The organism is Miltoncostaea oceani (genome assembly GCF_018141545.1).
In the GTDB taxonomy this organism is placed as follows: domain Bacteria; phylum Actinomycetota; class Thermoleophilia; order Miltoncostaeales; family Miltoncostaeaceae; genus Miltoncostaea; species Miltoncostaea oceani.
In genome coordinates this window covers 2,560,066-2,585,810 of sequence record NZ_CP064356.1, presented here as the reverse complement: position 1 = coordinate 2,585,810, position 25,745 = coordinate 2,560,066, and the positions used below count along the sequence as shown (strand labels likewise).

General features: G+C 76.1%; 28 protein-coding genes. 18 read left to right on the top strand and 10 right to left on the bottom strand.

Annotation, left to right across the window (positions count from 1 at the left end):
• The first annotated feature begins 3 nt into the window (after positions 1–3).
• Together IU369_RS13195 and IU369_RS13190 are read left to right on the top strand one after the other, a co-directional pair.
• Complete coding sequence (locus tag IU369_RS13195; RefSeq protein ID WP_217921447.1) at positions 4–1,134, top strand: hypothetical protein; 1,131 nt, start codon at positions 4–6, stop codon at positions 1,132–1,134.
• Between the two features lie 77 nt (positions 1,135–1,211).
• Positions 1,212–1,913 (top strand): DUF1028 domain-containing protein, encoded by a 702-nt coding sequence (locus IU369_RS13190; RefSeq protein ID WP_217921446.1) that lies wholly within the window; start codon positions 1,212–1,214, stop codon positions 1,911–1,913.
• A gap of 10 nt (positions 1,914–1,923) precedes the next feature.
• Here IU369_RS13190 and IU369_RS13185 read toward each other — a convergent pair whose 3' ends face one another.
• Complete coding sequence (locus tag IU369_RS13185) at positions 1,924–2,589, bottom strand: endonuclease/exonuclease/phosphatase family protein (RefSeq protein WP_217921445.1); 666 nt, start codon at positions 2,587–2,589, stop codon at positions 1,924–1,926.
• 10 nt (positions 2,590–2,599) lie between these two features.
• Here IU369_RS13185 and IU369_RS13180 point away from each other — a divergent pair, with 10 nt between their 5' ends.
• Positions 2,600–2,911, top strand: coding sequence for a hypothetical protein (locus IU369_RS13180; protein WP_217921444.1), 312 nt, complete (start codon positions 2,600–2,602; stop codon positions 2,909–2,911).
• Between the two features lie 47 nt (positions 2,912–2,958).
• A complete protein-coding gene (locus IU369_RS13175) occupies positions 2,959–3,747 on the top strand; it encodes a YaaA family protein (protein WP_217921443.1) in 789 nt (262 codons plus the stop codon).
• A 15-nt stretch (positions 3,748–3,762) separates the two neighbouring features.
• Here IU369_RS13175 and IU369_RS13170 read toward each other — a convergent pair whose 3' ends face one another.
• The 3 genes from IU369_RS13170 to IU369_RS13160 form a co-directional block, all read right to left on the bottom strand.
• Positions 3,763–4,539, bottom strand: coding sequence for a TIM barrel protein (locus IU369_RS13170; RefSeq protein ID WP_217921442.1), 777 nt, complete (start codon positions 4,537–4,539; stop codon positions 3,763–3,765).
• The gene (locus IU369_RS13165; RefSeq protein WP_217921441.1) at positions 4,536–5,441 is read right to left on the bottom strand and encodes a 3-hydroxyacyl-CoA dehydrogenase family protein; all 906 of its coding nucleotides are present in this window, start codon (positions 5,439–5,441) and stop codon (positions 4,536–4,538) included. The genes IU369_RS13170 and IU369_RS13165 overlap by 4 nt, the downstream gene beginning before the upstream one ends.
• Before the next feature lie 63 nt (positions 5,442–5,504).
• Positions 5,505–6,458: an aldo/keto reductase gene (locus IU369_RS13160; protein ID WP_217921440.1), complete on the bottom strand. Its 954-nt coding sequence runs from the start codon at positions 6,456–6,458 to the stop codon at positions 5,505–5,507.
• 154 nt (positions 6,459–6,612) lie between these two features.
• On the opposite strand from IU369_RS13160, the gene IU369_RS13155 reads away from it, so the two are divergent.
• Positions 6,613–7,782, top strand: coding sequence for a S1 family peptidase (locus tag IU369_RS13155; protein WP_217921439.1), 1,170 nt, complete (start codon positions 6,613–6,615; stop codon positions 7,780–7,782).
• Here the strand turns inward: IU369_RS13155 and IU369_RS13150 are convergent.
• Positions 7,779–8,369, bottom strand: coding sequence for a hypothetical protein (locus IU369_RS13150; RefSeq protein ID WP_217921438.1), 591 nt, complete (start codon positions 8,367–8,369; stop codon positions 7,779–7,781). The two genes, IU369_RS13155 and IU369_RS13150, sit on opposite strands and share 4 nt — an antisense overlap.
• Positions 8,370–8,604: 235 nt before the next feature.
• Between IU369_RS13150 and IU369_RS13145 the strand changes: the two genes are divergently transcribed.
• The 11 genes from IU369_RS13145 to IU369_RS13095 all read left to right on the top strand — a co-directional run bounded on the left by IU369_RS13145 (position 8,605) and on the right by IU369_RS13095 (position 18,452).
• Complete coding sequence (locus tag IU369_RS13145) at positions 8,605–8,895, top strand: HU family DNA-binding protein (RefSeq protein WP_217921437.1); 291 nt, start codon at positions 8,605–8,607, stop codon at positions 8,893–8,895.
• 94 nt (positions 8,896–8,989) lie between these two features.
• Positions 8,990–10,228, top strand: a complete 1,239-nt coding sequence (locus IU369_RS13140) for an aldehyde dehydrogenase family protein (protein WP_217921436.1) — start codon at positions 8,990–8,992, stop codon at positions 10,226–10,228.
• A gap of 177 nt (positions 10,229–10,405) precedes the next feature.
• Positions 10,406–11,077, top strand: coding sequence for a translation initiation factor IF-3 (gene infC / locus IU369_RS13135; protein ID WP_281426183.1), 672 nt, complete (start codon positions 10,406–10,408; stop codon positions 11,075–11,077).
• Positions 11,078–11,155: 78 nt separating this feature from the next.
• Positions 11,156–11,353, top strand: coding sequence for a 50S ribosomal protein L35 (gene rpmI / locus IU369_RS13130; RefSeq protein ID WP_217921434.1), 198 nt, complete (start codon positions 11,156–11,158; stop codon positions 11,351–11,353).
• Positions 11,354–11,357: 4 nt separating this feature from the next.
• Positions 11,358–11,732: a 50S ribosomal protein L20 gene (rplT, locus tag IU369_RS13125; protein WP_217921433.1), complete on the top strand. Its 375-nt coding sequence runs from the start codon at positions 11,358–11,360 to the stop codon at positions 11,730–11,732.
• Complete coding sequence (locus IU369_RS13120) at positions 11,698–12,558, top strand: TrmH family RNA methyltransferase (RefSeq protein WP_217921432.1); 861 nt, start codon at positions 11,698–11,700, stop codon at positions 12,556–12,558. Before rplT ends, IU369_RS13120 begins: the two co-directional genes overlap by 35 nt.
• Positions 12,555–13,565 (top strand): phenylalanine--tRNA ligase subunit alpha, encoded by a 1,011-nt coding sequence (pheS, locus tag IU369_RS13115; protein WP_217921431.1) that lies wholly within the window; start codon positions 12,555–12,557, stop codon positions 13,563–13,565. Before IU369_RS13120 ends, pheS begins: the two co-directional genes overlap by 4 nt.
• Positions 13,562–15,982 carry a phenylalanine--tRNA ligase subunit beta gene (gene pheT, locus IU369_RS13110; protein ID WP_217921430.1) on the top strand — a complete coding sequence of 807 codons (2,421 nt, stop codon included), beginning with the start codon at positions 13,562–13,564 and terminating at the stop codon, positions 15,980–15,982. Before pheS ends, pheT begins: the two co-directional genes overlap by 4 nt.
• The gene (gene argC / locus IU369_RS13105; RefSeq protein ID WP_343233163.1) at positions 15,982–16,968 is read left to right on the top strand and encodes an N-acetyl-gamma-glutamyl-phosphate reductase; all 987 of its coding nucleotides are present in this window, start codon (positions 15,982–15,984) and stop codon (positions 16,966–16,968) included. Before pheT ends, argC begins: the two co-directional genes overlap by 1 nt.
• Positions 16,965–18,188 (top strand): bifunctional glutamate N-acetyltransferase/amino-acid acetyltransferase ArgJ, encoded by a 1,224-nt coding sequence (gene argJ, locus IU369_RS13100; protein ID WP_217921428.1) that lies wholly within the window; start codon positions 16,965–16,967, stop codon positions 18,186–18,188. Before argC ends, argJ begins: the two co-directional genes overlap by 4 nt.
• Positions 18,189–18,287: 99 nt before the next feature.
• Positions 18,288–18,452, top strand: a complete 165-nt coding sequence (locus IU369_RS13095) for a hypothetical protein (protein ID WP_217921427.1) — start codon at positions 18,288–18,290, stop codon at positions 18,450–18,452.
• 54 nt (positions 18,453–18,506) lie between these two features.
• Here the strand turns inward: IU369_RS13095 and IU369_RS13090 are convergent, their stop codons facing one another.
• The 5 genes from IU369_RS13090 to IU369_RS13070 all read right to left on the bottom strand — a co-directional run bounded on the left by IU369_RS13090 (position 18,507) and on the right by IU369_RS13070 (position 23,498).
• Positions 18,507–19,454 carry a metal ABC transporter solute-binding protein, Zn/Mn family gene (locus IU369_RS13090; protein ID WP_217921426.1) on the bottom strand — a complete coding sequence of 316 codons (948 nt, stop codon included), beginning with the start codon at positions 19,452–19,454 and terminating at the stop codon, positions 18,507–18,509.
• Positions 19,451–20,371 (bottom strand): metal ABC transporter permease, encoded by a 921-nt coding sequence (locus IU369_RS13085; protein WP_217921425.1) that lies wholly within the window; start codon positions 20,369–20,371, stop codon positions 19,451–19,453. Before IU369_RS13085 ends, IU369_RS13090 begins: the two co-directional genes overlap by 4 nt.
• Complete coding sequence (locus IU369_RS13080) at positions 20,368–21,612, bottom strand: metal ABC transporter permease (RefSeq protein WP_217921424.1); 1,245 nt, start codon at positions 21,610–21,612, stop codon at positions 20,368–20,370. The genes IU369_RS13085 and IU369_RS13080 overlap by 4 nt, the downstream gene beginning before the upstream one ends.
• Positions 21,600–22,376 (bottom strand): metal ABC transporter ATP-binding protein, encoded by a 777-nt coding sequence (locus IU369_RS13075; RefSeq protein WP_217921423.1) that lies wholly within the window; start codon positions 22,374–22,376, stop codon positions 21,600–21,602. Before IU369_RS13075 ends, IU369_RS13080 begins: the two co-directional genes overlap by 13 nt.
• A gap of 105 nt (positions 22,377–22,481) precedes the next feature.
• Entirely contained in the window at positions 22,482–23,498 is a 1,017-nt protein-coding gene (locus tag IU369_RS13070; protein ID WP_246551510.1) for a cation diffusion facilitator family transporter, read from the bottom strand.
• Between the two features lie 9 nt (positions 23,499–23,507).
• Between IU369_RS13070 and argB the strand changes: the two genes are divergently transcribed.
• Both argB and IU369_RS13060 read left to right on the top strand, forming a co-directional pair.
• Positions 23,508–24,398, top strand: coding sequence for an acetylglutamate kinase (argB, locus tag IU369_RS13065; RefSeq protein ID WP_217921421.1), 891 nt, complete (start codon positions 23,508–23,510; stop codon positions 24,396–24,398).
• On the top strand, positions 24,395–25,573 hold the full coding sequence (locus IU369_RS13060) for an aspartate aminotransferase family protein (RefSeq protein WP_217921420.1): 1,179 nt from the start codon (positions 24,395–24,397) through the stop codon (positions 25,571–25,573). The genes argB and IU369_RS13060 overlap by 4 nt, the downstream gene beginning before the upstream one ends.
• Positions 25,574–25,745 lie beyond the last annotated feature (172 nt).

Here is a 25,745-nt window from a genome sequence, read left to right as displayed (position 1 = left end):
GGCATGACCGAGGTGCTCGCGGGAACCCCCACGACCGGCGCCCCGCCGGCGACGACGTACGCGCGCGCCCGCCTCCGCCTCGGCATCGCGGGTGTCGGGACGTTCACGGCCCTCGCCGCCGTGCTGCTCGCGACGGGGGCGTCGTCGGCGCTGCTGCCCGACGCGACGACGTGGGCGTGGAGCGACCCGGCGTGGATCCTCCTGCTGGTCGGGCTGCACGCGGCCGTCTCCGCGCCGTTCGACGTGCTCGGGGGGAGGGTGCTTCCCGTGCGCCACGGGCGCGCGCCCGCCGGCGGCGGCGCGGGGTTCGCGCGCACCTGGCTGCGGGGTGTCGCCGCCCACGCCGGGATCCTCGCCGTGGTCGCGCTCGTGCTGCTCGCCGCGGGGCGCGCCGGCGGCGCGCCCGTGGTGCTCGCCGCGGCCGCCGCGGTGATGGTCGTGATGCTCGCCGCCCAGGTCCCGGTCGCCCGCCTCGTCGGCGGGGTCCGCCGCGAGGGGGACCGGCTGCGCGCCGACAACCCCGCGTTCGCGGGCGGCATCGCCGGCCTTCCCGGACGCGACCGGACCCTGCTGTCCGCCGCGTGGGACGGGCCCGTCGCCCGGGTGCAGCGGGCGCGCCGGGAGGCCGTCCGCCGCAGCGGCTCGCGGGCGCTCGGGGTGGGGGTCGCGGTCGCCGGGACGCTCGCCGGGATGGCGCTCGTGATGGGGCTCGGCGCCGAGGTGACGTCGGTGGCGGGGGTCGCGACGTTGTCGCTCGGGATGACCCTGTGGTCGTTCCTCGGGTTGCTGGTGCTGCCGACGCCGTCGCGGCGGGCCGTCCTCGCCGCCGACCGTGCCGCCGTCGCCGGCGGGGTCGACCCGGTCGAGCTCGCGGGGGTGCTGCGGGCCCTCGACGCCGTCGGCGACGACGAGCCCCGCCGCGGCCGGCTCGTGGAGACGGTCTTCCACCCGGTCCCGTCGCTCGAGCGGCGCCTCGCCGCGCTCGACGCGCCGGACGGTCCCGGGCTGCCGCAGGCATGGAACGCGGCGCGCACGACCCTCTACCTCTCGTGGGCGGGTCTCGGCCTGGTGTCGCGCGCGGTGCACTGCAACAGCGGCCGGCCGGCGCTGTGGGTGTTCCTTCCCGGGGACTGACCCGGGTGGAAGGGCCTATCCTCCCGCCCGCGGAGCGGCCCCGCGACGGCCGCAGGGTGACAGGGAGGGGGGCGCCGGTGATCGCCACCACCGTCTCGATCGTCGCGCGGTGCCCGCGCACCGCGCAGCTCGGCGTCGCCGCGGTGACGGCCGGCCTCGGGGTCGGCAAGCTCGTCCCCCGCGCCGAGGCGGGCGCCGGCGCCGTCGCGACGCAGGCGCTCGTGAACCCGTACCACGGCGTCGACGGCCTGCGGCTCATGGGGGAGGGCCTGTCCGCGCGGGAGGCGCTCGACCGGGTGATCGCGGTGGATCCCGACCGGGAGCGCCGCCAGACGGCGATGGTCGACGCGCGCGGCGGGTCGGCGGCGTGGACCGGTTCGGGCACCCTGCCCTGGTCGGGGCACACGAGCCGCCCGGGGGTGTCGGTGCAGGGCAACCGGCTCGTCGGCCCGGAGGTGCTCCACGTGATGCTGGCGGCCTACGAGGCCTCCGGCCCGGACGTCGCCCTCGCCGCCCGCCTCCTCGGCGCCCTCGAGGCGGCGGAGGCCGCGGGGGCCGACCGCGAGGGCGCCCTCTCCGCGGCCCTCGTCGTCGTCGACTCCGAGGCGTACCCGTTGTGGGACCTCCGCATCGACCGGGCCGACGACCCGGTCGCCGCACTCCGGGACCTGTACGCCGTCACGCTCACCGACCTCCTGCCCCACGTCCTGGAGCTGCCCCGCCGCGACCAGGGCGCGGGCGCGGCCGCGCCCGGTGAGGGTCCGCCCCGCTGGGTCTGAGCCGGCGCGGTCAGGCCCCCGGCCCGACCTCGGTCGCGTAGGCGTCGTGGTCGCTGAGACAGCGGCTCTCGTCGATCGCCGGGATCCGGTGGCACGACACGACGCGCCAGCCCGCCGGGACGGCGATGTGATCGATGCTCAGGAGACCCTCGATCCTGTGGGGCGCGTCCCTCGTCGTGATCGTCAGGCCGACCTCGGCGACCAGCTCGGCGATGGCGACGCGCCCGGCCTTCGTACCCGCGTACTCCGTGCCGTCCATGGCGTGGTTCCAGTCGCCGCCCCAGACGACGGGGACGGAGGAGCCGGTCAGCGCGGGCCGCAACCGCCCGAGCGCCGCACGCGTCATCCCCGCCACGTTCGCCGCGGTGTCCGGCCAGGTCGCGCGTGCGCTCCGCCAGGGGAGGACGCAGCTGCAGAGGAGGAGGTCCCGCCAGTGCGCCACGGCCGCCGCCTCGTGGACGGACGGGACCGCATGGAGCGGCTCCCGGCTCCAGAGGGCGGCCCAGGAGCGACCACCCGTCCCGGGCATCGCGGCCGACCGGACCAGGTGCCCCGACGTCAGGTCGGTCCTCGCGCCGACCTCGGTGAGCAGCCAGACGTCGCAGGCGGCGTCCTCGATGAGGCGCCGATGCGCCTCGGACCAGCGTCCCGCGAGGTTCCAGGTCCCGATGCGCACGGACGGCATAATGACGGCTGCGGGGCGGATGGGCGGCGAGCGGGGGACGGGGGGGATGGGGACGACGGGGCCGTTGCGGTGCGCCATCTGCGGTGAGGCGGTGCGGCGGGGGCGGACCGGCGCCTACGGGCACCGTGCGCGGCTCGTGGCCGCCTGCGACCTCGACTCCGACCACCGCGTCGTCGTCGACTGGGCGGCCCACGGCGCCCTCACCTGCCGGCGGTGCGCGACCCCCGTGGTCCCGGAGGGGGAGGGGTTCGCCCACGCCGACCCGGCGGTGGACGCCGACCACCCCGCCGACCCCGACCTGCCGGCGGGGTGAGCCGACCGGATTGACCACGCCGGGGCGCGCGGGCATGATCGCGCGCCGTGGCGACCGTCCTCCTCCTGCCCCCCTCCGAGGGCAAGGCCCCCGGGGGACGTGGCCCCGCCTGGCCGTCCGCCGCGACGGCGTTCCCCGCCCTCGCCGCCGACCGGGCCCGGGTGCGTGACGCCGTCCGCGTCGCGCTGGCGGAGGGGGAGGCGGCGGCGGGCCGCCTGCTCGGGGTCCGCGGCCCGCACCTCGCGCGCGCCTTCGCGGAGTGGGACGAGCTCGACGACGCCCCCACGATGGCGGCGGCCTCCCGCTACGCCGGGGTGGTGTGGGGCGCCCTCGACCCCGCGACCCTCACCCCGGCCGCCCGGCGCCGCCTCCGCGCCTGGGTGCTCGTGCCGTCGGGGCTCTGGGGGGTCAGCGCGGCGACCGACCCGCTCCCCGCCTACCGCCTCAAGATGGCCGCGCGGGTGCCGCCCCTCGGCGGCCTGGCCGCGTTCTGGCGCCCCCGGATCACGCCGGTGATCGCCGCACGCGCCGGCGCCGGGTGGGTGATCGACCTGCTCCCGGGGGAGCACGCCGCGGCGATCGACCCGGACCTCCTGGCCCCGGCCCGCCTCCTCCGCGTCGAGATCGTCGACGGGGGCCCCGACGGCCGCCGCGCCGCCGGCCACGACGGCAAGGCGGTGAAGGGGAGGCTCGCGCGGGCGATCCTCGAGGCGGGGGCACGCGACCCCGCGTCGATCGCCCGGCTGGACGTCGAGGGTCTCACCCTCGACGCGAGCCTGAGGTCTTCCGGCCGCGGGCGCCCCGCGCGGATCGTCTTCACACGGGCGCCCGGCTGAGCGCCCCCGGACGGGTCAGGTCCGGGACGCCAGGGGGGTGAGGACCGCCGCCGTGGGACCGTCGGGGACGAACTCGAGCCCCACGTGGCCCGCGTAGCCCACCGCGTCGAGCCCGGCGACGAACGCGTCGACGTCGAGGTCGCCCGTCCCGGGCGCGCCACGGCCGGGGTGGTCCGCGAACTGGGCGTGGCCGATCAGGTCGCCGACGGCCTGCACCTCCGCGAGCGGATCGAGCCCGGCGCGGGCCGCGTGGTAGGCGTCGAGGAGGACCCCCACGCCGTCGTGCCGGACGTCGCGGACGAAGGCGGCGGCCGCACCGGGGGTCGCGATCAGGGGGCGGTCCACGTCGCGGTCGTTCAGGTGCTCCACCACGATGCGCGCGCCGAGGCGCCCGACCTCGTCGGCAGCCTCGCGCACGACGCCGCGTGCCAGGTCGAGCTGCTCCCGGAGCGGACGCCCCCCGGTGTCGCGGCCGACCAGCAGGTTCACGACCTCACCGCCGCAGGCACGCACGACGCGGGCGGCGGCGACCGCCGCGCGCACGGCGTCGTCCCCACGCCCCCGCACGTTGCAGTAGCCGCGCTCCCCCGCCGCCAGGTCGCCGCCGTCGGCGTTGACCAGCACCGCCCGCACCCCCGCCCCGCGGACCGCGGCGATCCACTCGCCGGGGTCGGGCGCGGGCGGCCACCACGCCTCCACCGCGTCGAACCCGCACGCCGCGGCGGCCGCGGGCCGCTCCAGCGGCGGGAGCTCCCCGAAGAGCGTCCCCAGGTGGGCGGAGAGGGCGATCACGCCCCGAGCCCCCGCCGGCGGGCGGTGATGCCGCGCCCCGCGGCCAACGCGTCCGCCCGCAGGTCCGCCAGCGCCTCGCCCGCCCCCGCCGTCCACGGCGCGAGGGCGCCGCTCTCGCGCGCCGGGCGCGCCAGGGCGTCCGGCACCTCCCGGGCGGCGGACAGCTCGGGGAAGAGCTGCTCCGAGACCCGCGCGAACGTCCTCAGGCCGCCGAGGTCGGCCGTGGCGAGCGGGCCGGCGGCCATCCACCGGGGGGCGAGGCCGTCGGCGACGGCGGCGTCGATGTCGGCCGCGTCCGCCACGCCCGCCTCCAGCATGTGCAGGCACTCCCGCAGCACGGCGAACTGGATGCGGTTCCAGATGAACCCCGGGACGTCGGCGCGCACGACGAGCGGCGTCTTGCCCATGCGGCCCGCCAGCTCCACCAGCGCCGCCGTGGTGTCCGGCGTCGTGTCCGGCCCCGGCACGACCTCGACGACGGCCGTCAGGTGCGCGGGCTTCAGGAAGTGGAGGCCCGCGAACCGGGCCGGGTCGGGGAGCGCGCCGGCGAGGTCGCCGATGCGCAGGCTCGACGTGTTCGTGACGACCCGCGCGCCCGGCTCCACCCACGGCGCGACGCGCGCCAGCAGGTCGCGCTTCGCGCCGAGGTCCTCCGAGATCGTCTCGACCACGAGCCCCGAGCCCGCGAACGCGGCGGCGTCGATGCCCGCCGCCGCGATCGGCGCGCCGTCGCCGGCCATCTCGCGGGCACGGCCCGCGGCGCGGGCCGCCGCCCCCGCGTCGCGTCCCGCGAGCGTGACCGCCACCCCCGCGGCCGCGAGGGCCGCGGCGATCTCGGGACCCATCGCCCCGGTGCCGAGCACCGTCGCGCGGGCCGGGGTCGTGTGCTCCGCATCGTCCACGGGGGATGGGTTCGACGCCGCCCCCCGCGACCCTCGCCCGGCCGGGCGGGGACGCGCCCGTCCTCAGAGGCCGAGGCGCGGCATGTAGTCGGAGGGGTAGCGGTCGCCGGACGCCGACCCGAACGGGGCGGCGGCGCCGATGGCGGCGAGCTCGTCGGCGGTCAGCGTCACGTCGGCCGCCGCGGCGACCTCGTCGAGGCGCGACGCCCGGCTCGTCCCGACCAGGGGGACGACGTCGTCGCCCTGGGCGAGCAGCCACGCGAGCGACAGCGTCGCCAGGTCGATGCCGCGGCGCTCCGCGATCTCCGCGAGCGCGCCCACCACCTCGAGGTTGCGGGCGAGGTGGTCGTCCTGGAAGCGCGGGACCTGCCGTCGCCAGTCGTCGGGGGCGAGGTCGTCGGGCGTGCGGATGCGGCCCGTCAGGAGGCCCCGCGACAGGGGGCTGTAGGCGACGTAGGCGATGCCGAGCTCGCGCAGCACCGGCAGGACGTCCCGCTCGGGGTCGCGGTACAGGAGCGACCACTCGCTCTGCAGGGCCGCGACCGGGTGGACCGCGTGGGCGCGGCGGATCGTGCCGGGGCCGGCCTCCGACAACCCGATGTGCCGCACCCGGCCCTCCTCGACGAGGCGCGACATGGCCCCGACGGACTCCTCGATCGGCACGTCCCCGTCGACGCGGTGCAGGTAGTAGACGTCGATGTGGTCGACCCCGAGGCGGCGCAGGCTCGCCTCGGCGGCGTCCCGCAGGTAGCCGGGCGCTCCGCGGCTCGCCTTCGTGGCCAGCACGACCGCGTCGCGCCGGCCGGCGATCGCCCGGCCCACCAGCTCCTCGTTGCTCCCGCCGCCGTACGCCTCGGCGGTGTCGATGAGCGTGATCCCCAGGTCGATGGCGCGGTGGACGGCGCGGACGCCCTCCTCGGCGTCCGCCGCGCCATAGTACCCCGCGAAGCTCATCGCCCCGAACGCGACCGGCCCGACCTCGGGTCCACCGGTGCCCAGCCTGCGTGTCCCGCCCATGGAACGACCCCCTCGCCGCGGATGTGGGGACACGGTAGGCCCCCGGCGCCCGGGCCCGCCCCGCCCGCCGGTCCTCCGGTCCCATACCTACGGGGGGTCGCCGTCCCCCCGACCGGACTTGGTGTCGGGGGTCGCGCTGACGGATCGTTGATGCATGGCCGTGAACCGCATCCTCCGCGCCGCCGCCTCCGCACTCGCCGCCGGCCTCGCGCTGGTCCTGGCGGGCACCGCGGTCGCCGCCCCGGCCGGCGGCGAGGATCGCGTGGACTCCATGATCGTCGGGGGCACGATCGCCCCCGCGGGGAGCTGGCCGTCGATCGTCGCGCTGGTGCCGGCCGGCACCCCGTCGGCCGCCGGCGCCGTCTGCGGCGGCACCCTCATCGCCCCGGGCGCGGTCCTCACCGCCGCCCACTGCGTCGTCCAGGACGGGCTGCCGCTGGCGCCCGCCGAGATCGACGTCATCGCCGGGACCTCCGACCTGGCCGGCGCCGGGGAGCGCATCGCGATCGCCGCGATCCGCGTCCACCCGACCTACCGGGCGCCCGGCGACGGCGCCGACGCCGCGGTGCTGATCCTCGCCAGGCTGAGCACCGCCCCGGTCGCGGCCTTCGCCCGCGCCGGCCAGGACGCCGCCGACGTGGACCGCGCCGGGGAGATCGCCGGCTGGGGCGCCCGCTCCGAGACCGACACCATCGGCTCCACCTCCCTGCTCTCCGCGCCCGTCACGGTCTTCGGCTCCTCCCGCTGCGCCCGGTACCTCGGCGGCGCCTACAGCGCCCGCCTCGCGATCTGCGCCGGCCGCCCCGAGGGCGGCGTGGACACCTGCTCCGGCGACAGCGGCGGCCCGCTCCGCGACGGCGCCGGCCTGCTCATCGGCGTCACGAGCTGGGGCGTCGGCTGCGGCCGCGCCGGCCGGCCCGGCGTCTACACCCGCGTCGCCGCCGTCGCCGACTGGATCGACGCCGCGACGGCCGCCCCCGCCGCACCGGTCGCCGCCCCCGCCGCGGTCGCCGCCGCCCCGCGCGTCCGCGCCCTGGCCGGCCGCGCCCGCCCCGGCGCCGTCGCCCGCCTGCGGTACCGCCTGCTCGGCCGCGGCGAGACCACCCGCGAGCAGATCGTCATCCGCTCCGGCGGCCGCGTCATCGCCCGGCTGCGCACCGCCGCCGGCCCGGCGCGCGCCGACCTGCAGTACACCGTCACCTGGAGGGTCCCGCGCCGCCTGGCCGCCGGGCGCTCCCTGCGCTTCTGCGTCAGCACGCGCGTCGTGGCCGGCGCCGAGGGCCCCGCCGCCTCCTGCGCCACCCTGCGCCTCGCGCGCCGCTAGGGCGACGCGCCGCCGCGCCGCGCGTCACGCGCGGCGAGTCCCGCCAGCGTCCGCAGCTGGCGGCGCATCATCACCAGGTCGCCGGGCGGCAGCAGGGTCCGCAGCAGCAGGCCGAGCGGGCCGCCCGGGTCCGCGGTGACGTACTTCACGACGATCCGGCTCCCCGCCGCCGCCGGCGCCACCCGGTAGGTCACGGCGGCCGGCGTCCACAGCGGCCGCAGCAGCACCCCCGCCCGCCCCGAGGGCTCCATCAGCCGCAGGGTCAGCTCGCGGCCCGGGACCACGTCGGCGATCCGGAAGATCGTCATCGCCCGCTCCCCGGCGCGGGGCGGCCCCAGGTCGGCCGAGAGCTCGCGCGGGCTGCGGCGCCCCAGGTTGTCCACGACGTCGAAGCTGGAGGGCGCGAGCCGCAGCTGACCGACCCACCGGAAGGCCAGATCCGGGGGCGCGGCGACGTCGATCGCCCGGAACAACGGGATCCGTGGTCCCGCGACGAGGTCGTCGCAGGGGTACCGCGCGGCCCGCTCCGCGGCGGTGCTGCCCCATGTGCGGATGGTCGTGATCGACGGGACGGGGCGGCGGGTCACGCCGCGCACACTAGGCCCGCAGGGCCCCACTTTCTCCCGCATCCGCGCCCTTTCCGGCCCCTCCGTGGCAGGGAGTGGGCGTTTCGCGCGGGGCGTCCCGGGTACGTCAGCGTGGGCGCGGGAACGCGATCCCGGCGTGAAAACCCCACGGGGACGCCGATTTCGTCCGTCCGCGCTGGTAGGTTGCTCGCGCGGGCAAGCCTGCTCCCGCACACAACGAGCCAGGGGGTCTGCAATGAACAAGACCGAGTTCGTCGGCCGCGTCGCCGAGAAGGGCGACATGAGTGGTGCTGAGGCCGGCCGCGCGGTCCAGGCGGTCCTCGACGTGATCCAGGACGCGCTGAAGTCCGGTGAGGACGTCGCGTTCGCCGGCTTCGGCAAGTTCTCCGTCTCGGAGCGCGCCGCCCGGACCGGTGTCAACCCGCAGGACCCGTCCAAGAAGGTCCAGATCCCGGCGCGCACGGTGCCCCGCTTCACGCCGGGGGCGGTCCTCAAGGAGGCGGTCGCGGGGACCAAGAAGAAGTAGTCGCGATCCGCAGGCTCCGGGGCGCGCGGCCCGTCGGCAGGACCATGACGGGTCGCGTGCGTCGTGATGCCGCACGACCGGAGGGGGAGGGCGCATGACGACCGATCCCCACGGTGAGGTGCTGCGGGCGGGGCGTGACGCCTCCGCCGCGCACCCGTCGCTCCGTTCCGCCGGCCCCGACGCCGTCCGCGCCGCCCTCACGGGCATGGGGCGGCGGCTGACGGACCGGTCGGACGCGGTGCTCGAGGCGAACCGCGCCGACCTCGACGCCGCCGAGGGCGTGCTCGCCCCCGCCCTGATCGACCGCCTCCGCCTCGACGCGACGCGGCTCGCGCGGATGGCGGCGCAGATCGAGGCGCTGTCCCGGATCGACGACCCCGATCCGCTCGTCGGCACCCGCGCGCTGCCCGACGGCCTGGTGATGGAGGAACGCCGCCGGCCGGTGGGGGTGATCGGCGCGAACTACGAGGCGCGCCCCAACGTGACGATCGACGTCGCCTCGCAGCTCGTGAAGTCCCGCAACGCCGGGGTCCTGCGCACCGGCGGCGCCGCCCTCGGGTCGGCCGTCGCCCTGCACGACGAGGTGATCCGCCCCGCCCTCGCGGAGGCCGGGATCGACCCCGCCGCCATCCAGATCGTGCGCACCGCCGACCGCGAGGCCGCCCGGGCGCTCGTCGCCCACCCCCGCCTCATCCCCCTCGTGATCCTCCGCGGCAGCGGGGAGACCACCGCCTCCCTCGCCCGCGAGGCCGCCGCGCACGGCGTCCGCACGCTCGCGCACGCCGACGGCGGCGGCGTGCTCTACATCGACCACGCCGCCGACATGGGGCGTGCGCTCGCCCTGGTGGAGCGCGGCCTCGACCGCCTCGGCGTCTGCAACCGCCTCAACCTGCTGCTGATCGCCGCGCCCCTGTGGGTCGACGCCGTGCCGCGCGTCCACGAGGTGCTCGACCGGCTCGGCGTCCGCCCCTCCATGCCGCCCCACGGCCACCCGCTCGGGCTGGAGTGGGCGCTCGAGGACGGCAGCGAGGCGACCGTCACGCTCGCCCCCGTCGAGGGGGCCGCGGAGGCCGCCCGCATCGCCAACGACGAGACCTCCGGCCTCGCGGCGACCGTGGTCACCGAGGACGCCGCCGCGGCGGAGGAGTTCCTGTCCGCCTACGCGGGGACCGGCGCCTTCTGGAACGCGACGACGCGGCTGCTCGACGGCTTCGAGTTGCTCGGCGCCCCGGAGACGGGGATCAACGTCGACCACGTCCCCGGACCCCGCGGCCCCGTGACGTTCCGCGACCTCGTCCTGCGCCAGTACGTGGTGCGACCGGAGGCGATGTGACGCCCCGCGGACACGATCCGCCCGACATGGGGCGGGCCAGTTGCTATTGTCTCCCGACTCGCCCAGGGGCGAGTCGACACCATGGACACCTCCCTCCCCACACACGAGCCGATCCGCGCCCACCGGCGCGCGCTCTCGCACGTCGGGAGTCCCGCCTGAGTCCCGTCAGGGTGACGTTTGCCACCTAGGCGCGGACCAGACACCCGTCCGCCCGCCGGGCCCACGACACGGATCAACGAGGCGATCCGCGTCGAGTCCGTGCGGCTCATCGACGGTGACGGGGAGAACCGGGGGGTCGTGCCCCTCGCCCAGGCGCAGGAGATCGCCAACGCCGCAGGCCTCGACCTCGTCGAGGTCGCCGCCGACGCGCGTCCGCCCGTCTGCCGGATCATGGATTACGGCAAGTGGCGGTACGAGCAGGAGCAGAAGGCGAAGATGGCGCGCCGGCACCAGAGCACGATCACCATCAAGGAGATCAAGTTCCGGCCGAAGATCGACCCGCACGACTACGCCACCAAGAAGGGGCACGTCGAGCGGTTCCTCCGGCACCGGGACAAGGTCAAGATCACGATCATGTTCCGCGGTCGCGAGCTCATGCACCCGGAGCGCGGCGAGGCGATCCTGCTGAAGCTCGCCGAGGAGCTGAAGGACATCGCGATCGTCGAGAGCCGTCCGAACCTCGACGGCCGCAACATGGTGATGATGCTCGGCCCGGTGAAGAAGCTGCCGGACGAGGCCCCCGCCGCCCCCGCCGCGGGGTCGGCCCGGGCCGCGCCCGGCGCACCGCCCGCCCCGCCCGCCGAGGCCGATGCCCCGGTCCCCACCGAGGCGGAGGCCGCGACCTCCTAGCCGCCGCCGGCGTCTCGCACCGAGGGTGCGAGTCGTCTATCGTGTCGGCCGGCCCGCCGCCCTTCCGAGGAACCCCGCATGCCCAAGATGAAGTCCAAGAGCTCCGCGAAGAAGCGCTTCCGCCTGACCGGTACGGGCAAGGTGAAGTTCCAGCGCGCGGGCATGCGGCACAATCAGGAGAAGATGACCGGCAAGGAGCAGCGCCACCTGTCGAAGGAGGCCGAGCTCGCGCCGGAGATGGTCCGCGGGGTCAAGCGCATGCTGGGGAAGAGGTAGCCCGATGGCACGAGTGAAGCGTTCGGTCGGCGCACGCAAGAAGCGCCGCAAGGTCCTCGCCCAGGCCAGTGGCTACTGGGGCACCAAGCACTCCTCGTACAAGCGTGCGAAGGAGCAGGTGCAGCGCTCCCTCCGGTACGCGTACCGCGACCGCCGGGTGCGCAAGCGCGACTTCCGCCGCCTGTGGATCGCCCGCATCAACGCGGCGGCCCGCGAGAACGGCCTCACCTACGGGCAGTTCATCCACGGCCTGAAGCTGGCCGAGGTCGAGCTGGACCGCAAGATCCTCGCCGAGCTCGCCACGCACGAGCCCGCGGCCTTCGCCGCCCTCTGTGTCCGCGCCCGTGCCGCACGAGAGAGCGTGCCGGTCAACGCCTGATCGGCACCTCCGCCTCGCCAGCTCGCCGCGCAACCCCGCGCTGCAGCTCGCGCGGGCGCTCCAGACGAAGAAGGTCCGGCGCGAGCGACGGCTCCTCGTCGCCGAGGGCGAGGACCTGGTCGATGCCGCGCTCGCGCGCGGCATCCGGCCCGTCGCCATGCTCTTCGACGCGGACCGGCTCGACGACGACGACCCCCGGGTGCGGGCCACCGCGGGCCTGGCGGAGCGGTACCTCGTGCCGCCGAAGCTCATGGCCCACGCCAGCGGCCTCGCGGCGTCGCCGCGGGTCATCGCCGTGCTGCCCCAGCCCCCGTCACGCTCGTTCCGCGACGTCGCCTTCCCCCCGCGGGTCGGCGTCTACCTGGCGGGTGTCGCCGACCCCGGCAACGTCGGCACGCTGCTGCGGACGAGCGCGGCCCTCGGCGCCGACTGGCTCGCGCTCGGTCCCGGGTCGGCCGACGCCTTCCACCCCCGCGCCGTCCGCGCCGCCATGGGCTCGACCTTCGCCCTGCCGGTCCTCGAGGGCGTCGCGGCCGCCGACCTCGCCACCCGCGAGGGCTTCGCGATCCTCGCGGCCGTGCCCCGCGGCGGCGTCGCCCCCTGGGACGCCGACCTCACCGTGCCGCTGGTCCTCGCCCTCGGCGCCGAGCGCTCCGGCCTCGGGCTGGCCCTCGACGAGCTCTCCGCCGGTCACGAGGTGGTCCGCGTGACCATCCCCCAGGCCGAGGGCGCCGAGTCCCTCAACGTGTCGGCCGCCGGGGCCGCGCTGCTGTCCGAGGTCCTGCGCCAGCGCGCGGGCGGGTCGGGTAGCCTCACGGGCCGATGAGCGCGCCCGACCTCGACCAGATCCAGAGCGGGGCCCTGGCCGACGTGGCGGCCGCGGGCTCGCTCGCCGACCTCGAGTCGGTGCGGGTCGCCCACACCGGCCGGCGGAGCCCCCTCGCGACGGTCCTCGCCGGCATCGGCGGGCTGCCGCCCGAGCAGCGCGGGACGGTCGGCAAGGCGGCGAACCTCGCCCGCCGCGCCGTCGAGGAGGCCCTCGCCGCGCGCACCGCGGAGCTGGAGGCCGAGGAGCTCGGCGCGGCGCTCGAGCGCGACACCACCGACGTCACGCTGCCGGGCGACCCGCACCCCCTCGGCGCGCTCCACCCGATCACCCAGGTCCGCCAGGAGATGGAGGACATCCTCCTCGCCCTCGGCTATCGGATCGCCGACGGCCCCGAGATCGAGACCGAGTGGCACGTCTTCACGGCGCTCAACACGCCCGCCGGCCACCCGTCGCGCTCCCCCAGCGACACCTTCTTCGTCGGGGGGCGGCCCGACCGCCTGCTGCGCACCCAGACCTCCCCGGTGCAGGTCCGGGAGATGCAGGCGTCCGAGCCGCCGATCTACCTCGTCGCGCCCGGCGCCGTGTACCGCCGCGACGACATCGACGCGACGCACAGCCCGATGTTCCACCAGATGGAGGGGCTCGCCGTGGACGAGGGCCTCACCATGGCCCACCTCAAGGGCACGATGCTCCACTTCTTCCGCGAGCTGCTCGGCTCCGAGCGGGAGATCCTCCTCCAGCCCCACTTCTTCCCGTTCACCGAGCCGTCCGTCGACGTGCAGGTGTCGTACACCGACAAGAACGGCCGCCCCGGGTGGCTGGAGCTCGCGGGCGCCGGGATGGTCGACCCGAACGTCCTCGCCCACGCCGGCATCGACTCCGAGCGCTACACGGGCTTCGCGTTCGGCTGCGGGCTGGACCGCATCGCGATGATCCGGTTCGGGGTCCCCGACCTGCGGCTCTTCTTCGAGAACGACCTGAGGTTCCTGGAGCAGTTCGCGTGAGGGTCCCGCTGAGCTGGCTCAGGGACCACGTCGACCCCGGCCTGGCCCCGGAGGACCTCGCCCGCCGGCTGTCGGGCAGCGGCACGCTCGTCGAGGCCGTCCACGTGCTGGGCGTCCCCGCCGCCGGGGGCAACCTCGACAACTTCCGCGTCGGCCGCGTCATCTCGGCCGAGCAGCACCCGAACGCCGACCGCCTGCGCGTCTGCTCCGTCGACCTCGGCGGCGACACGCCCGCCGGGATCGTCTGCGGCGCGCCGAACGTCGCCGCCGGCCTGGACGTCGCGGTCGCGCTGCCCGGCGCCCTGCTGCCGGGCGCCGAGAAGCCCCTCGGGGTCGCGAAGCTGCGCGGCGTCGAGAGCCGCGGCATGATCCTCTCCGCGCGCGAGCTCGGCCTCGGCGACGACCACTCCGGGATCATGGAGCTGCCCGGCGGCCCCGCCCCGGGCACCCCCCTCGCCGACGTGCTGCCCCTGGGCGACACGGTCCTCGAGCTGGAGATCACCTCGAACCGCCCGGACTGCCTCGCGGTCTACGGGGTCGCCCGCGAGGTCCACGCCGTGACCGGCGCCCCGCTCGGCCCGCTCGACGAGTCGGACCCGCCGGCGGAGGGGCCGGGCGAGGTGTCCGACCACGCCGTCCTCGACGTCCGGGCGCCGGACCTCTGCCCGCGGTACATGGCGCGGGTCTTCACCGAAGCCCGCGTCGGGCCGTCCCCCGACTGGCTGCGGGCGCGCCTCGAGGCGGCCGGCATGCGGTCGATCTCGAACGTCGTCGACGTGACCAACTACGTGATGCTGCTGACCGGCCAGCCGCTCCACGCCTTCGACCTCGACAACGTCGCCGGCGGCACCATCGTCGTGCGCCGCGCGGGGGAGGGTGAGCGCATCACCACCCTCGACGGGCAGGAGCGGGTGCTCGACCCGTCGATGCTCGCCATCTGCGACGCCGAGCGGCCCGCCGTGATCGCCGGGATCTTCGGCGCCGAGTTCGCCGAGGTGTCCGACGGCACCACCCGGGTGCTGCTGGAGGCCGCGTCGTTCGACGGCCCCACGATCCTCGACACGTCGCTCGCCCTCGGCCTGCGCACCGAGTCGAGCGGCCGGTTCGAGAAGGGCCTGCCGCGGGCGCTCCCGCCGCGGGCGATGTCCATCGCGAGCCGCATGCTCGTCGAGCTGTGCGGTGCGCGGATGGTGCCGGGAACGCTCGACGCCCTCGTGCCGGAGGACCCGCCGCCGCCGGTGACGATGCGCCACGCCCGCGTCCCCGCGATCCTCGGCGTCGAGGTGCCGCCCGCCGAGTCGCAGGCGATCCTCGAGCGCCTCGGCATCGAGGTGGAGCCCGGCGCGGAGGCCCTCACCGCGACGATCCCCTTCGAGCGGGCGAGCGACCTCACCCGCGAGATCGACCTCATCGAGGAGGTCGGGCGCATCCGCGGGCTCGACGACATCCCCGTCGCCCTGCCGCGCGTCGTCGGTCGCGGCCGGTTGACGCCCGCCCAGGCGCTGCAGCGTCGCCTCGCCCGCCTCGCGGCCGACCTCGGGCTGTCGGAGGCGATCACCTACCGCCAGGTGCCCGAGTCGGACGGCGACGCCCTGCGCCTCGCGGCCGACGACCCCCGCCGCGACCTCGTCCGGATGGACCACCCCATGAGCGCCGAGATGGCCGTGATGCGGCGGTCGATGCTCCCCGGCCTGCTGCGGGCGGTCGCCCGCAACCAGTCGCACCAGCGCACCGACGGCGGCCTCTTCGAGATCGGACGCACCTACGCGCCCCGGCCCGACGGCCTCGCCGACGAGCGCACCTGGCTCGCCGCGGTCCAGTTCGGGCGCGTCGGCCCCGCCGGATGGCGCGACACGCCGCGCCCCGCCGACGTGCACGCCGCGACCGGCCTCGCGATGACCCTCGCCGCCGCGGCCGGGGTGCGGCCCGAGGTCGCACCGAACTCCGCCCCCTACTTCCACCCCGTCCGCCAGGCGCGCCTCGTCGCGGGCGGCGGCCCGGTCGGCTGGGCCGCCGAGGTGCACCCCCTCGTCCTGCGGGAGTTCGGCGTCACCGGCCCCGTCGCCGCCGTCGTCCTCGACCTCGCCGCGCTGCTCGACGCCCGCGAGGGCACGCCGCGGTACGAGGACCTGCTGACCGTCCCCGTCTCCACGCGGGACCTCGCGCTCGTGGTCGCCGAGGACGTGCCGTCCGCCGACCTCGTCGGCGCCGCGCGGGCCGCCGGCGCGCCGCTGGTGCGCGACGTGACCGTCTTCGACCGGTACGCCGGCGAACAGGTGGGGGAGGGGCACGTCAGCCTCGCGCTGCGCCTCCACCTCGCCGACCCCGGCCGCACGCTCACCGACGAGGAGATCGAGGCCGCCGTCGCACGGGTGCGCGACGCCCTCGACGGGCGCGGCGCCCGCCTTCGCGCCTGATGGCCGTGGCGACCGTCCACGTGTTCGGCGCCGCCGGCTTCGCCGGCGCGCAGCTCGCCGCGCTCATCGACCGCCACCCGTCCTTCGCGCTCGGGGTGATCACCGCGCGCGGTGACGCCGGGCGGCGCCTGGTCGACGTGGCGCCCGAGTACCGCGTCACCGAGGTCCTCCGGACCCCCGACGTCGCGTCGGTCGCGGCGGGCGACCTGGTGGCCGTCGCCTACCCGCACGCCGAGGCCGCCGCCCTCGTCGCGGAGCTGGTCGACCGGGGTGCGCGGGTGCTCGACGTGTCCGCCGACCACCGGCTGCGCGACGCCGCGCTCTACCCCGAGGTGTACGGCTTCGCCCACCCGCGGCCGGACCTCCTCGCCGAGGCCGTGTACGGCCTCCCCGAGCGGTACCGCGACGACATCGCGACCGCCCGCGTCGTCGCCAACCCCGGCTGCTTCCCCGAGGCCAGCCTGCTCGCGCTGCTGCCGCTGCGCGGCGCGATCGCCGACGTCGTCATCGACTCCAAGAGCGGCGTCAGCGGCGCCGGCCGGACGCCGACGGACACCGTCCACTACAGCCGCGCCGCGGACAACGTGACCCCGTACAAGGTGTACGCGCACCGCCACACGCCCGAGATCGAGCAGGAGCTCGGCGTCCCCGTCACCTTCACGCCCCACCTGGTGCCGGTCGACCGGGGGCTGCTGTCCACCTGCTACGCCCGCCTCACCGACGACGCGGCCGACACCGGCGCCCTCCTCGACCGCTACCGCGACTTCTACGCCGGGCACCCGTTCGTCGAGGTCGTCGACGCGCCCCCCGGGATGCGCGCCGTGCAGCACACGAACTACGCCCAGGTCCACGTCGTCGCCGACCCGCGCGGTGGGCGCGTCACCGCCTTCGGCGTGATCGACAACATCGGCAAGGGCGCCGCGGGCCAGGCGGTCCAGAACCTCAACCTGATGGCCGGACGGCCCGAGACCGAGGGACTGACATGAGCGCGTTCGCACCGGTCCTGCGCGACGACTGGCTCGCGGCGCCCGACGGCCTCGCGCTGATCCCCGACGGCACGGTCACCAGCCCCGCGGGGTTCATGGCCTCCGGTGTCGCCTGCGGCCTGAAGCCCTCGGGGGCCCTCGACCTCGGCCTCCTGCACGCGCTCGGCCCCGTGTCGTCGGCGTACGTCGACACGACCAGCGCCCTGCCGTCGGCCCCGGTGCAGCGCAACCGCTCCCTCGACACGGCGCGCCTGCGCGCGGTCGTCGTCAACGCCGGCACGGCGAACGCCGCCACGGGCTCCCCCGGCCTCGACGACGCCCACGCCATGGCCGCCCGCGCCGCCGCCGCCATCGGTCTGCGGCCCGAGGAGGTCGCGGTCTGCAGCACCGGCACGATCGGCGACCGCATCGACCTGACCCGCGTCGGCGCCGGCATCGGCGCCGCCGCGGAGGGCCTCACGCCCCTCGGCGGCGAGAGCTTCGGGCGGGCCATCTGCACCACCGACAACGCCCCGAAGGGCGGCGCCTTCCGCCTGCGCCTCGGGCGCGGCGAGGTGACGATCGGCGCCGCGGCGAAGGGCGCCGGGATGATCCGGCCGGACATGGCGACGATGCTGGCCTTCGTCACCACCGACGCCCACGTCCCGGCGGGCCCGCTGCAGGCGATGGTCGCCGACGCCGCGGCGTCCTCGTTCAACCGCATCAGCGTCGACGCCCAGATGAGCCCGTCCGACACCCTCCTGGTGATGGCCTCCGCGCAGGGGCCGCCCCTCGAGGGCGACGACCTGCCGCGGTTCGCGGAGGGGCTCGCCGCGGTCTGCCGATGGCTGGCGATCCAGATGGTCAAGGACGGCGAGGGCTCCGACCACGCGGTGCGCGTGGTGGTCCGCGGGGCCGCCGACGCCGCCGAGGCCGAGGCGGTCGCCCGGGCGGTGGGCGAGTCGGCCCTCGTGAAGACGGCGATCAACGGCCGCGACCCCAACTGGGGACGCATCTCCCAGGCCGTCGGGCAGGCGCTCGCCGGCGCCGACGGCGAGGTCCACGAACCCGTCGTGTCGGTCGACGGCGTCCCGTTCTCCTCCGAGGAGGCCACGGAGGTGATCGCCCGCGAGGAGTACGACCTGGAGGTCTCCCTCGGCCGCGGCGACGCCGGCGCCGCGATCTGGGTCTCCGACCTCGGGCACTCCTACGTCACGATCAACGCGGAGTACCACACGTAGGCCTGGGCGCGGCCGTTTCTTGGCCGTGGGGCCGTACACGGCCCCCGTGGGGGGCGGCACCATGGGAACCGTCCTGACGCCACCACGGGAGGGATCCACATGGCGCCCGAGACGGCCCACCACACGAACCGGTCCACGACACGCACCACCCCGGCGCCCGTCGCCGGCACGGGCGTGCCGCTGCTCGCGCTGGTGCTCTCCGGGGCCCTGCGCATGCGCCGCGACGGCGAGGAGCTGGACGAGCCCCCGGCCGACGCGGCCTGACGAGGTGCGGCGGGGCCCCCGGGCTCGGGCAGAGGGCGGGGGCCTTCCGCGCTGCTACCGCAGGCCGGCGGCGATGAGCTCCGCGTTGTGGCGCACCATGCCGGCGTAGGTCCCCTCCGGGGTCCCCTCGTCGCCGGCGGCGTCGGCGAAGAGCTCGCCCCCGACGCGCGCCTCCTGGCCCCGGCGCTCGGCCGCGGCGAGCACCGCGTCGATCGTCTGCCGCGACACCGCCGACTCGACGAAGACCGCCTTCACCCCCCGCTCCGCGATGATCCCCGCGACGCGCTCGATGTCGGCCGTCGTGGCCTCGGTCTGGGTGGAGACCCCCTGGATCGCCACCACGTCGAACCCGTAGGCCTCCCCGAAGTAGCCGAACGCGTCGTGCGAGGTGATGAGCACGCGGGAGCGCGCCGGGACGACGGACAGGAGCTCCCGCACCTGGCGGTCGAGTCCCCGCAGCTCCTTCGCGTAGGCGGCCGCGCGGGCCCGGTAGCCGTCGGCGTGGGCGGGGTCGCGTGCGGCGTACGCCTCCGCCACGACGTCGACGGCGGTCTGCCAGAGCGGGACGTCGAACCAGACGTGGGGGTCGTACTTGCCCTCGAACTCGCTCGGCCGTCGCAGCTGCGACTCGGGCATGGCGCGGGTCACCGCGACCGTCGGGCGGGTCTCCCCGAGCTCGTCGAGCAGGTCCGTCATGCGGCCCTCCAGCTCGAGGCCGCCGTAGAAGACGATGTCGGCCTCCCGCAGCGAGGCGACGTCTCCGGCGCTCGCCTTGTAGAGGTGGGGGTCGACGCCCGGCCCCATGAGGCCGGTCACCTCGACCCGGTCGCCGCCGATCTCGCGCGCGAGGTCGGTGATGAAGTTCGTGGTGGTCGTGACCCGGACGGTGCGGTCCGTGACGTCGTCCGGCTCCGCCGACTCCGCTGCGCACCCGGCGGCGACGCCCGCGAGCGCGACGAGGAGGACGACGACCGCGAGGGCCCGGCGCGCGACCGCGCTCACGCCGGCGACCCCTCGGGACCCGCCGCGAGGGCGGCGGCGATCGCGCGACGCCGGCGCGAGCGGCGCACGGCGCGGGCCACGAGCCCGTACCGCGGCGAGCCGATCAAAGCGACGGCGAACAGGGCCGCGGCGCACAGCCCCATCGCCCCGGCGATGGACGCGTCGATCCGGATCGCGCCGGCGTAGCCGCCGACGGCGCTGATCCAGCCGATCGCGACGCTGATCGCGACCATGGCCACCAACCGGTCCGTCAGCAGGTACGCGGCCGCCGCCGGCACGATCAGGAGCGTCACGACGAGGATCGCCCCGACCGACTCGAAGGCCGTCACCGCCGTGATCGCCACTGCGATCAGCAGCAGGCGCGACAGCAGGCGCGGCGACACCCGGATGGTGCGCGCGAACTCGGGGTCGAAGCTCGTGACCTTGAGCTCCTTCCACAGCACGGAGACGAGGAGCAGGTTGACCGCCGCGACGACGCCCATCACGACGACGGAGCGCACGAACGGCACCCCGCCGATCTCCATGGTCCGGAACGGAGTGAACGCGATCTCCCCGTAGATCGTGGAGTCGAGGTCGAGGTGGATGTCGTCGGCGTAGCGGTGGATGCCGAGGACCCCGAGGGCGAACAGCGCCGGGAAGACGAGGCCGATCGCGGCGTCGCTCGCGACCAGGCCGGTCCCGCGGAGGGCCTCGATCGCGAGGACGCACACGATGGCGAACACCGCGGCGCCGACGACGACCACGAGCGGCGCCCGGGTCTGGAAGATCAGGAAGGCGGCGACGATGCCGGGCAGCACCGCGTGGCTGACGGCGTCGCCCATCAGGGCGACGCGCCGGAGCACGAGGAACGGCCCGAGCAGGCAGCAGGCGGTGGCCGTCAGGCCCGCCGTCAGGACGATCGCCATGGCGTCGCTCATCGCGCGCCCTCCCCGGCCAACGTCAGCAGGCGGTCGGTCATCTCGTCGCCGAGGGAGCCGCGCAGGTCGCGCGGGTCGGGCTCGCGGGCGTCCGGCAGCCCGAGGCGCCATCCGTGCTCGAGCCACGCCGACCACAGGCGGCGCCCCTCCAGCGCGGCGTGTGCGGCGGCGGCGCCGGCCTCGCTGAGGCGCAGGCGGTCCCCGTCACGCTCGATCAGCCCCGCCCGGTCGAGGTCGCGCACGCCGCGGCGCACCTCGCGGCGCGGTCGCGCGCCCGACATCGCGAGCTCGTCGAGGGTGGGCGGCGCCCCCGCGTGGACGGCGGTCTCCAGGTCCACGAGCACGCCCGCGCTGCGGGCCGCGCGACGCTCGCCACGGCGCCGCGCCCCCTGCCAGAGCACGCCCCGGCCCGGCGCCAGCAGCACCGCGGCGAGCACGACGACGGTGCCCGTCAGGACGATCACCGGTCCGGTCGGGACCTCGGCCCGGGAGGAGAGCAGGGCGCCGGTGATGCCGACGCCGGCGCCGATGGCGCCGGCCAGGGGCAGCAGCAGCGCGAGGCGGTGGGTGAACTGCCGGGCCGCGACGGTCGGGACGATCAGCATCGCGACCATCAGGATCGCGCCGACGGCGCGCAGGCCGATGACGATCGCGACGACGAGCAGGGCGGTGGTGCCCAGCTCCAGCAGCCGGACGGGGAGCCCGACCGACGCCGCGAAGTCGCGGTCGAAGACGGACACCTTGAGGGGGCGGAACGCGATCGCGACGCAGGCGACCGCCGCCGCGGCGAGGCCCGCCATGACGGCGACGTCGCGCTCGAGGAGGCCGGCGGCCTGGCCGAACAGGTACGTCTCGAGGCCGGCCTGCTGGGCGTTGCCGGTCCCGCTGATGTAGGTGAGGAGCACCACGCCGAGGGAGAAGAAGCTCGACAGCACCACGCCGATCGCGGCGTCCGGGCGGATGCGGCTGGTGCGCTCGATGCCCACCATCATCAACGCCCCGATCATCCCGGCGATGGCGGCGCCGACCAGCAGCGACGCCGGGTCCTTCGCGCCCGTCACGAGGAACGCGACGGCGACGCCCGGCAGGGCGGAGTGGGCGAGGGCGTCGCCGACGAGGCTCCGCTGGGGCAGCACGGCGAACGCGCCGAGCACGCCCGCCGCGATCCCCAGCACCATCGCGCCGAGCACGACGACGGCGTCGGTGTAGGGGAGGGGGATGAGGTCGATCACCGCGCCCACGGCGCCCCCTCGGCCTCGCGCGCGTCCTCCGACGGGTCGCCTCCGCCGTAGGCGCGGCGCAGGTTCTCGGGCGTCATGATCTCGGCCGTCGGGCCGCTCGCGATCGCCCGGACGTTGAGCAGCAGCACGTGGTCGACGACGTCGCGGACGGTCTGCAGGTCGTGGTGGACCATCACGATCGAGCGTCCCTCCCGGTCGCGCAGCTCGGCGAGCAGGCCGAGGAGGGCGGCCTCGGTGCGGGCGTCGATGCCGGCGAACGGCTCGTCGAGCACCAGCAGCTCGGCCTGCTGGGCGAGGGCCCGGGCCACGAAGACGCGCTGCCGCTGGCCGCCGGAGAGCTGGCCGATCTGACGCCGCGCGAACCCGGTCATGCCCGTCCGCTCCAGGGCCGCGTCGACGATGCCGCGGTCCTCGCGGCGCAGGCGGCGGATCCAGCCCGCCGCGGGGTAGCGGCCCATCTCGACGACCTCCCGGACCGTGATCGGGAAGTCCCAGTCCACGGCCTCGCGCTGTGGCACGTACGCCACGCGGCGCATCGCCTCGCGGGCCGGGTGGCCGAGGATGGTCGCCCGTCCGGCGTCGGCGGGGACGAGCCCGAGCGCCGCCCGCAGGAGGGTCGACTTGCCGGAGCCGTTCGGCCCGACGATCGCTGACATGGCGCCTGCCGGGAACGCGGCGTCGACGTCCCACAACACCGGGCGCGCCCCGTAGGACACGGTCAGGTGGGAGATCTCGAGCGCGGGGATGTCCCGGGCGGGTGTCATGCGGCCTCCAGGTGGACAAGCGACGACTGATGAAGGTAGCTAGCCATGGCTAACTACGCAAAGCAGTCGTGACTGGATCACCGGGATCACGCGGGTCTCCGGCGCTCAGGTCGTGCGGCGCACCCCGTGGAGTCGGGCCTCGTCGTGGCTGTGCTCCACCTGGAGGGTGGTGTGGTGGATGTGGAAGTCGGCCTCCAGCATCGCCGCGAGCTCGCGCCGCCGGGCGTGGCAGTCCTCGGCGTGCTCGACGAGGACGTGGGCGCTGAGGGCGGGGAAGCCGGAGGTGATCGTCCACACGTGGAGGTCGTGCACCTCCCGCACCCCCGGCGCGGCGGCCATCGCCCGGCCGATCTCGTCGACGTCGAGTCCCTCGGGCGCGGCCTCCAGCAGCACGGCGAGCGACTCCCGCAGCACCCGCCACGACCCGAGCAGCACGAGCGCACCGATGACGAGGCCGGCGACGGGGTCGGCGATCTCCCACCCCGGTCCCAGGACGAGGAGGGCGGCGACGACGACCCCGACGGAGCCGAGGAGGTCGGCGAGGACGTGCAGCAGGGCGGCGCGCACGTTGAGGCTGCCGCCGCCGGAGCGGAAGAGGATGGTCGCGCCGACGACGTTGACGACGAGGCCGGCGGCGCCGATCCAGAGGGTAGGGACGGCGTCGATGGCGGGCGGGTCGCCGAGGCGGCTCGCGGACTCGACGACGACCCAGAACCCGACGGCGACGAGGGCGACGCCGTTGGCGAGGGCGGCGAGGATCTCGGCGCGCCGCCAGCCGAAGCTCATGCGGGCCGTCGGCGGCCGGCGCGCGAGCCACACGGCCCCGAGGGCGAGGGCGAGGGACCCGGCGTCGGACGCCATGTGCGCGGCGTCGGCGATGAGGGCGACGCTGCCGGAGATGAGGCCGCCGACGACCTCGAGCACCGCGAACCCGGCGGTCAGCGCGAGGACGAGCCCGAGGGCGCGCGCGTCGCGCGACCGGTCGGCGTGGCCGTGGTCGTGCCCGTGGTGGTCGTGGTGGTGGCCGATGGGCCCAACGCTGCCAGACGGCGGGCCGGGCGTCCTCCACGTGACGGATCCCGCCAATCCGCCGCCCCCGACGGCCGCCCGGTGTGTCAGCATCACGCGCCGATGGCCGAGAACACGCCCCCCAGCACCGACCGCTCGCGCGCCGACCTCGAGCCGCGCGTCGAGGTGCTGCTCGAGGCGCTCCCGTACATCCGGGAGTTCGCGGGCGCGACGATCGTGATCAAGTACGGCGGCGCCGCGATGACGACGCCGGAGCTGAAGGCGTCGTTCGCGCGTGACGTGGCGCTGCTGAAGCTCGTCGGCATGAACCCCGTGATCGTCCACGGCGGCGGCCCCGACATCTCGCGCTACTCGGACCGCCTCGGCCTGGAGGTCCGGTTCGTCCAGGGGCTGCGGGTCACCGACGCGCCGACGATGGAGCTGGTGAAGATGGTCCTCGTCGGCAAGATCAACAAGGAGATCGTCGCCCAGCTCCACGTCGCGGGCGCCCCGGCCGTCGGCCTGGCGGGCGACGACGGCGGCCTCATCCTGGCGGAGAAGGCGTCGAGCCCGGACGCGGACCTCGGGTTCGTGGGGCGGGTCGCGGCGATCGACCCCCACGTGCTGGAGCGGCTCCGCGACTTCGTGCCGGTGGTGGCGTCGGTCGGCGTCGACAAGGATGGCCAGAGCTACAACATCAACGCGGACACGGTCGCCGGGCGGCTGGCGGCGGCGTTGGGCGCGCGGAAGGCGATCTTCCTCACCGACGTGGAGGGCATCTTCCGGGACGTCCGCGACCCGGCGAGCCTGATCAGCGAGTGCCGCCTCGACGACCTCCGCGACCTGATGGCCTCCGGGTCGATCGGCGCGGGGATGATCCCGAAGCTCGCCGCGGTGTCCGACGCCCTCGAGTCGGGGGTCGGCGCCGCCCACGTGGTGGACGGACGCGTGCCCCATTCGGTGCTCGTCGAGATCTTCACGGAGACGGGGATCGGGACGAAGGTGACGGCGTGATCGACGAGACCCTGGTCCAGCGCGAGGCGGCGGCGGTGATGCCGACGTACCGGCGTCAACACGTCGCGTTCGTGCGGGGCGAGGGCGCGTCGTTGTGGGACGCCGACGGCCGCCGGTACGTGGACTGCATGGCCGGCATCTCGATGAACAACGTCGGCCACTGCCACCCGGCGGTGGTGTCGGCGATCGCGGAGCAGGCGGGGCGCCTCATCAACGTCTCGAACCTCTACTACACCGAGCCGATGGTGGCGTTGGCGGAGTGGATCCGCGACCACGCCCTCGGCGGCCGGTCGTTCTTCTGCAACTCCGGCGCGGAGGCGAGCGAGGCGGCGTTGAAGCTCGCCCGCAAGCACGGCGGCCCGGGGCGCACGGAGGTGGTGGCGCTCGTCGACGGGTTCCACGGGCGGACGTACGGGGCGCTGTCGATGACGGGGCAGCCGTCGAAGCAGGAGCCGTTCGCGCCGCTGGTGCCGGGGGTGCGGCACGTGGACCGCGACGACCCCGCCGGGCTCGAGGCGGCGGTGGGGGACCGGACGTGCGCGATCGTGCTGGAGATCGTGCAGGGCGAGTGCGGCGTCCACCCCGTCCCCCTCGAGATGATCCGGCTGGCGCGGGAGCTGGCGGACCGCCACGGGGCCCTGCTCGTCATCGACGAGATCCAGACGGGGCTGTCGCGGACGGGCCCGCTGTTCGCGTTCCAGGACATCGGGATCGTCCCGGACGTGATGTGCCTCGCGAAGAGCCTCGGGGGCGGCGTCCCCATCGGGGCGGTCACCGCCCGCCCGGAGTTCGACGCGGTCCTGCAGCCGGGGGACCACGGCTCCACCTTCGCCGGGGGGCCCCTCGCGTGCGCCGCGGCCCTCGCCTCGTGCGCCGTCCTCGCCGACGCCGACCTGCAGCAGTCGGTGCGGGTGAAGGGCGCCGCCCTCCTCGCCGACCTCGAGGGGCTCGTCACGGACGGCCTCGCGACCGAGGCGCGGGGACGTGGCCTGATGACGGCCGTGGACCTGCCCCTCCCCCGCGCCGCCGAGGTGGTGGAGTCGATGCTCGCCGAGGGCTACCTCGTGAACAACACGTCGGCCCGGACGATCCGGATGCTCCCCCCGCTCGTCATCGACGGCGACGACCTCGACGCCCTCACCGTCACCCTCCGGAGGGTCCTCACCGCCCTCTGACCCCGGGGTGTGTCGGGCGGGATTCGATCAAAGCGGGCCAGACCGTGCCGCCGTCGTCGGTCGATTGGCCGATGCGTCGAGGTCCATTTGGCCGCGACCGTTCCGGGGGGGGGCCTCCACGGGTGGGGTGAGGGGCTGCAGGGAACGCCGGCGGGGCGGTGTCGAGGGCCTG

Excerpts from the sequence above, each read along its gene's own strand:
- IU369_RS13095 (WP_217921427.1), top strand. The coding sequence starts at position 18,288 with ATGGCGCCCGAGACGGCCCACCACACGAACCGGTCCACGACACGCACC.
- IU369_RS13140 (WP_217921436.1), top strand. The coding sequence starts at position 8,990 with ATGACGACCGATCCCCACGGTGAGGTGCTGCGGGCGGGGCGTGACGCC.
- argJ (WP_217921428.1), top strand. The coding sequence starts at position 16,965 with ATGAGCGCGTTCGCACCGGTCCTGCGCGACGACTGGCTCGCGGCGCCC.
- IU369_RS13180 (WP_217921444.1), top strand. The coding sequence starts at position 2,600 with ATGACGGCTGCGGGGCGGATGGGCGGCGAGCGGGGGACGGGGGGGATG.
- argC (WP_343233163.1), top strand. The coding sequence starts at position 15,982 with ATGGCCGTGGCGACCGTCCACGTGTTCGGCGCCGCCGGCTTCGCCGGC.
- rplT (WP_217921433.1), top strand. The coding sequence starts at position 11,358 with ATGGCACGAGTGAAGCGTTCGGTCGGCGCACGCAAGAAGCGCCGCAAG.
- rpmI (WP_217921434.1), top strand. The coding sequence starts at position 11,156 with ATGCCCAAGATGAAGTCCAAGAGCTCCGCGAAGAAGCGCTTCCGCCTG.
- IU369_RS13155 (WP_217921439.1), top strand. The coding sequence starts at position 6,613 with ATGGCCGTGAACCGCATCCTCCGCGCCGCCGCCTCCGCACTCGCCGCC.
- IU369_RS13075 (WP_217921423.1), bottom strand. The coding sequence starts at position 22,376 with ATGACACCCGCCCGGGACATCCCCGCGCTCGAGATCTCCCACCTGACC.
- IU369_RS13085 (WP_217921425.1), bottom strand. The coding sequence starts at position 20,371 with ATGAGCGACGCCATGGCGATCGTCCTGACGGCGGGCCTGACGGCCACC.
- argB (WP_217921421.1), top strand. The coding sequence starts at position 23,508 with ATGGCCGAGAACACGCCCCCCAGCACCGACCGCTCGCGCGCCGACCTC.
- IU369_RS13160 (WP_217921440.1), bottom strand. The coding sequence starts at position 6,458 with ATGGGCGGGACACGCAGGCTGGGCACCGGTGGACCCGAGGTCGGGCCG.
- IU369_RS13195 (WP_217921447.1), top strand. The coding sequence starts at position 4 with ATGACCGAGGTGCTCGCGGGAACCCCCACGACCGGCGCCCCGCCGGCG.
- IU369_RS13145 (WP_217921437.1), top strand. The coding sequence starts at position 8,605 with ATGAACAAGACCGAGTTCGTCGGCCGCGTCGCCGAGAAGGGCGACATG.
- IU369_RS13070 (WP_246551510.1), bottom strand. The coding sequence starts at position 23,498 with ATGCTGACACACCGGGCGGCCGTCGGGGGCGGCGGATTGGCGGGATCC.
- pheS (WP_217921431.1), top strand. The coding sequence starts at position 12,555 with ATGAGCGCGCCCGACCTCGACCAGATCCAGAGCGGGGCCCTGGCCGAC.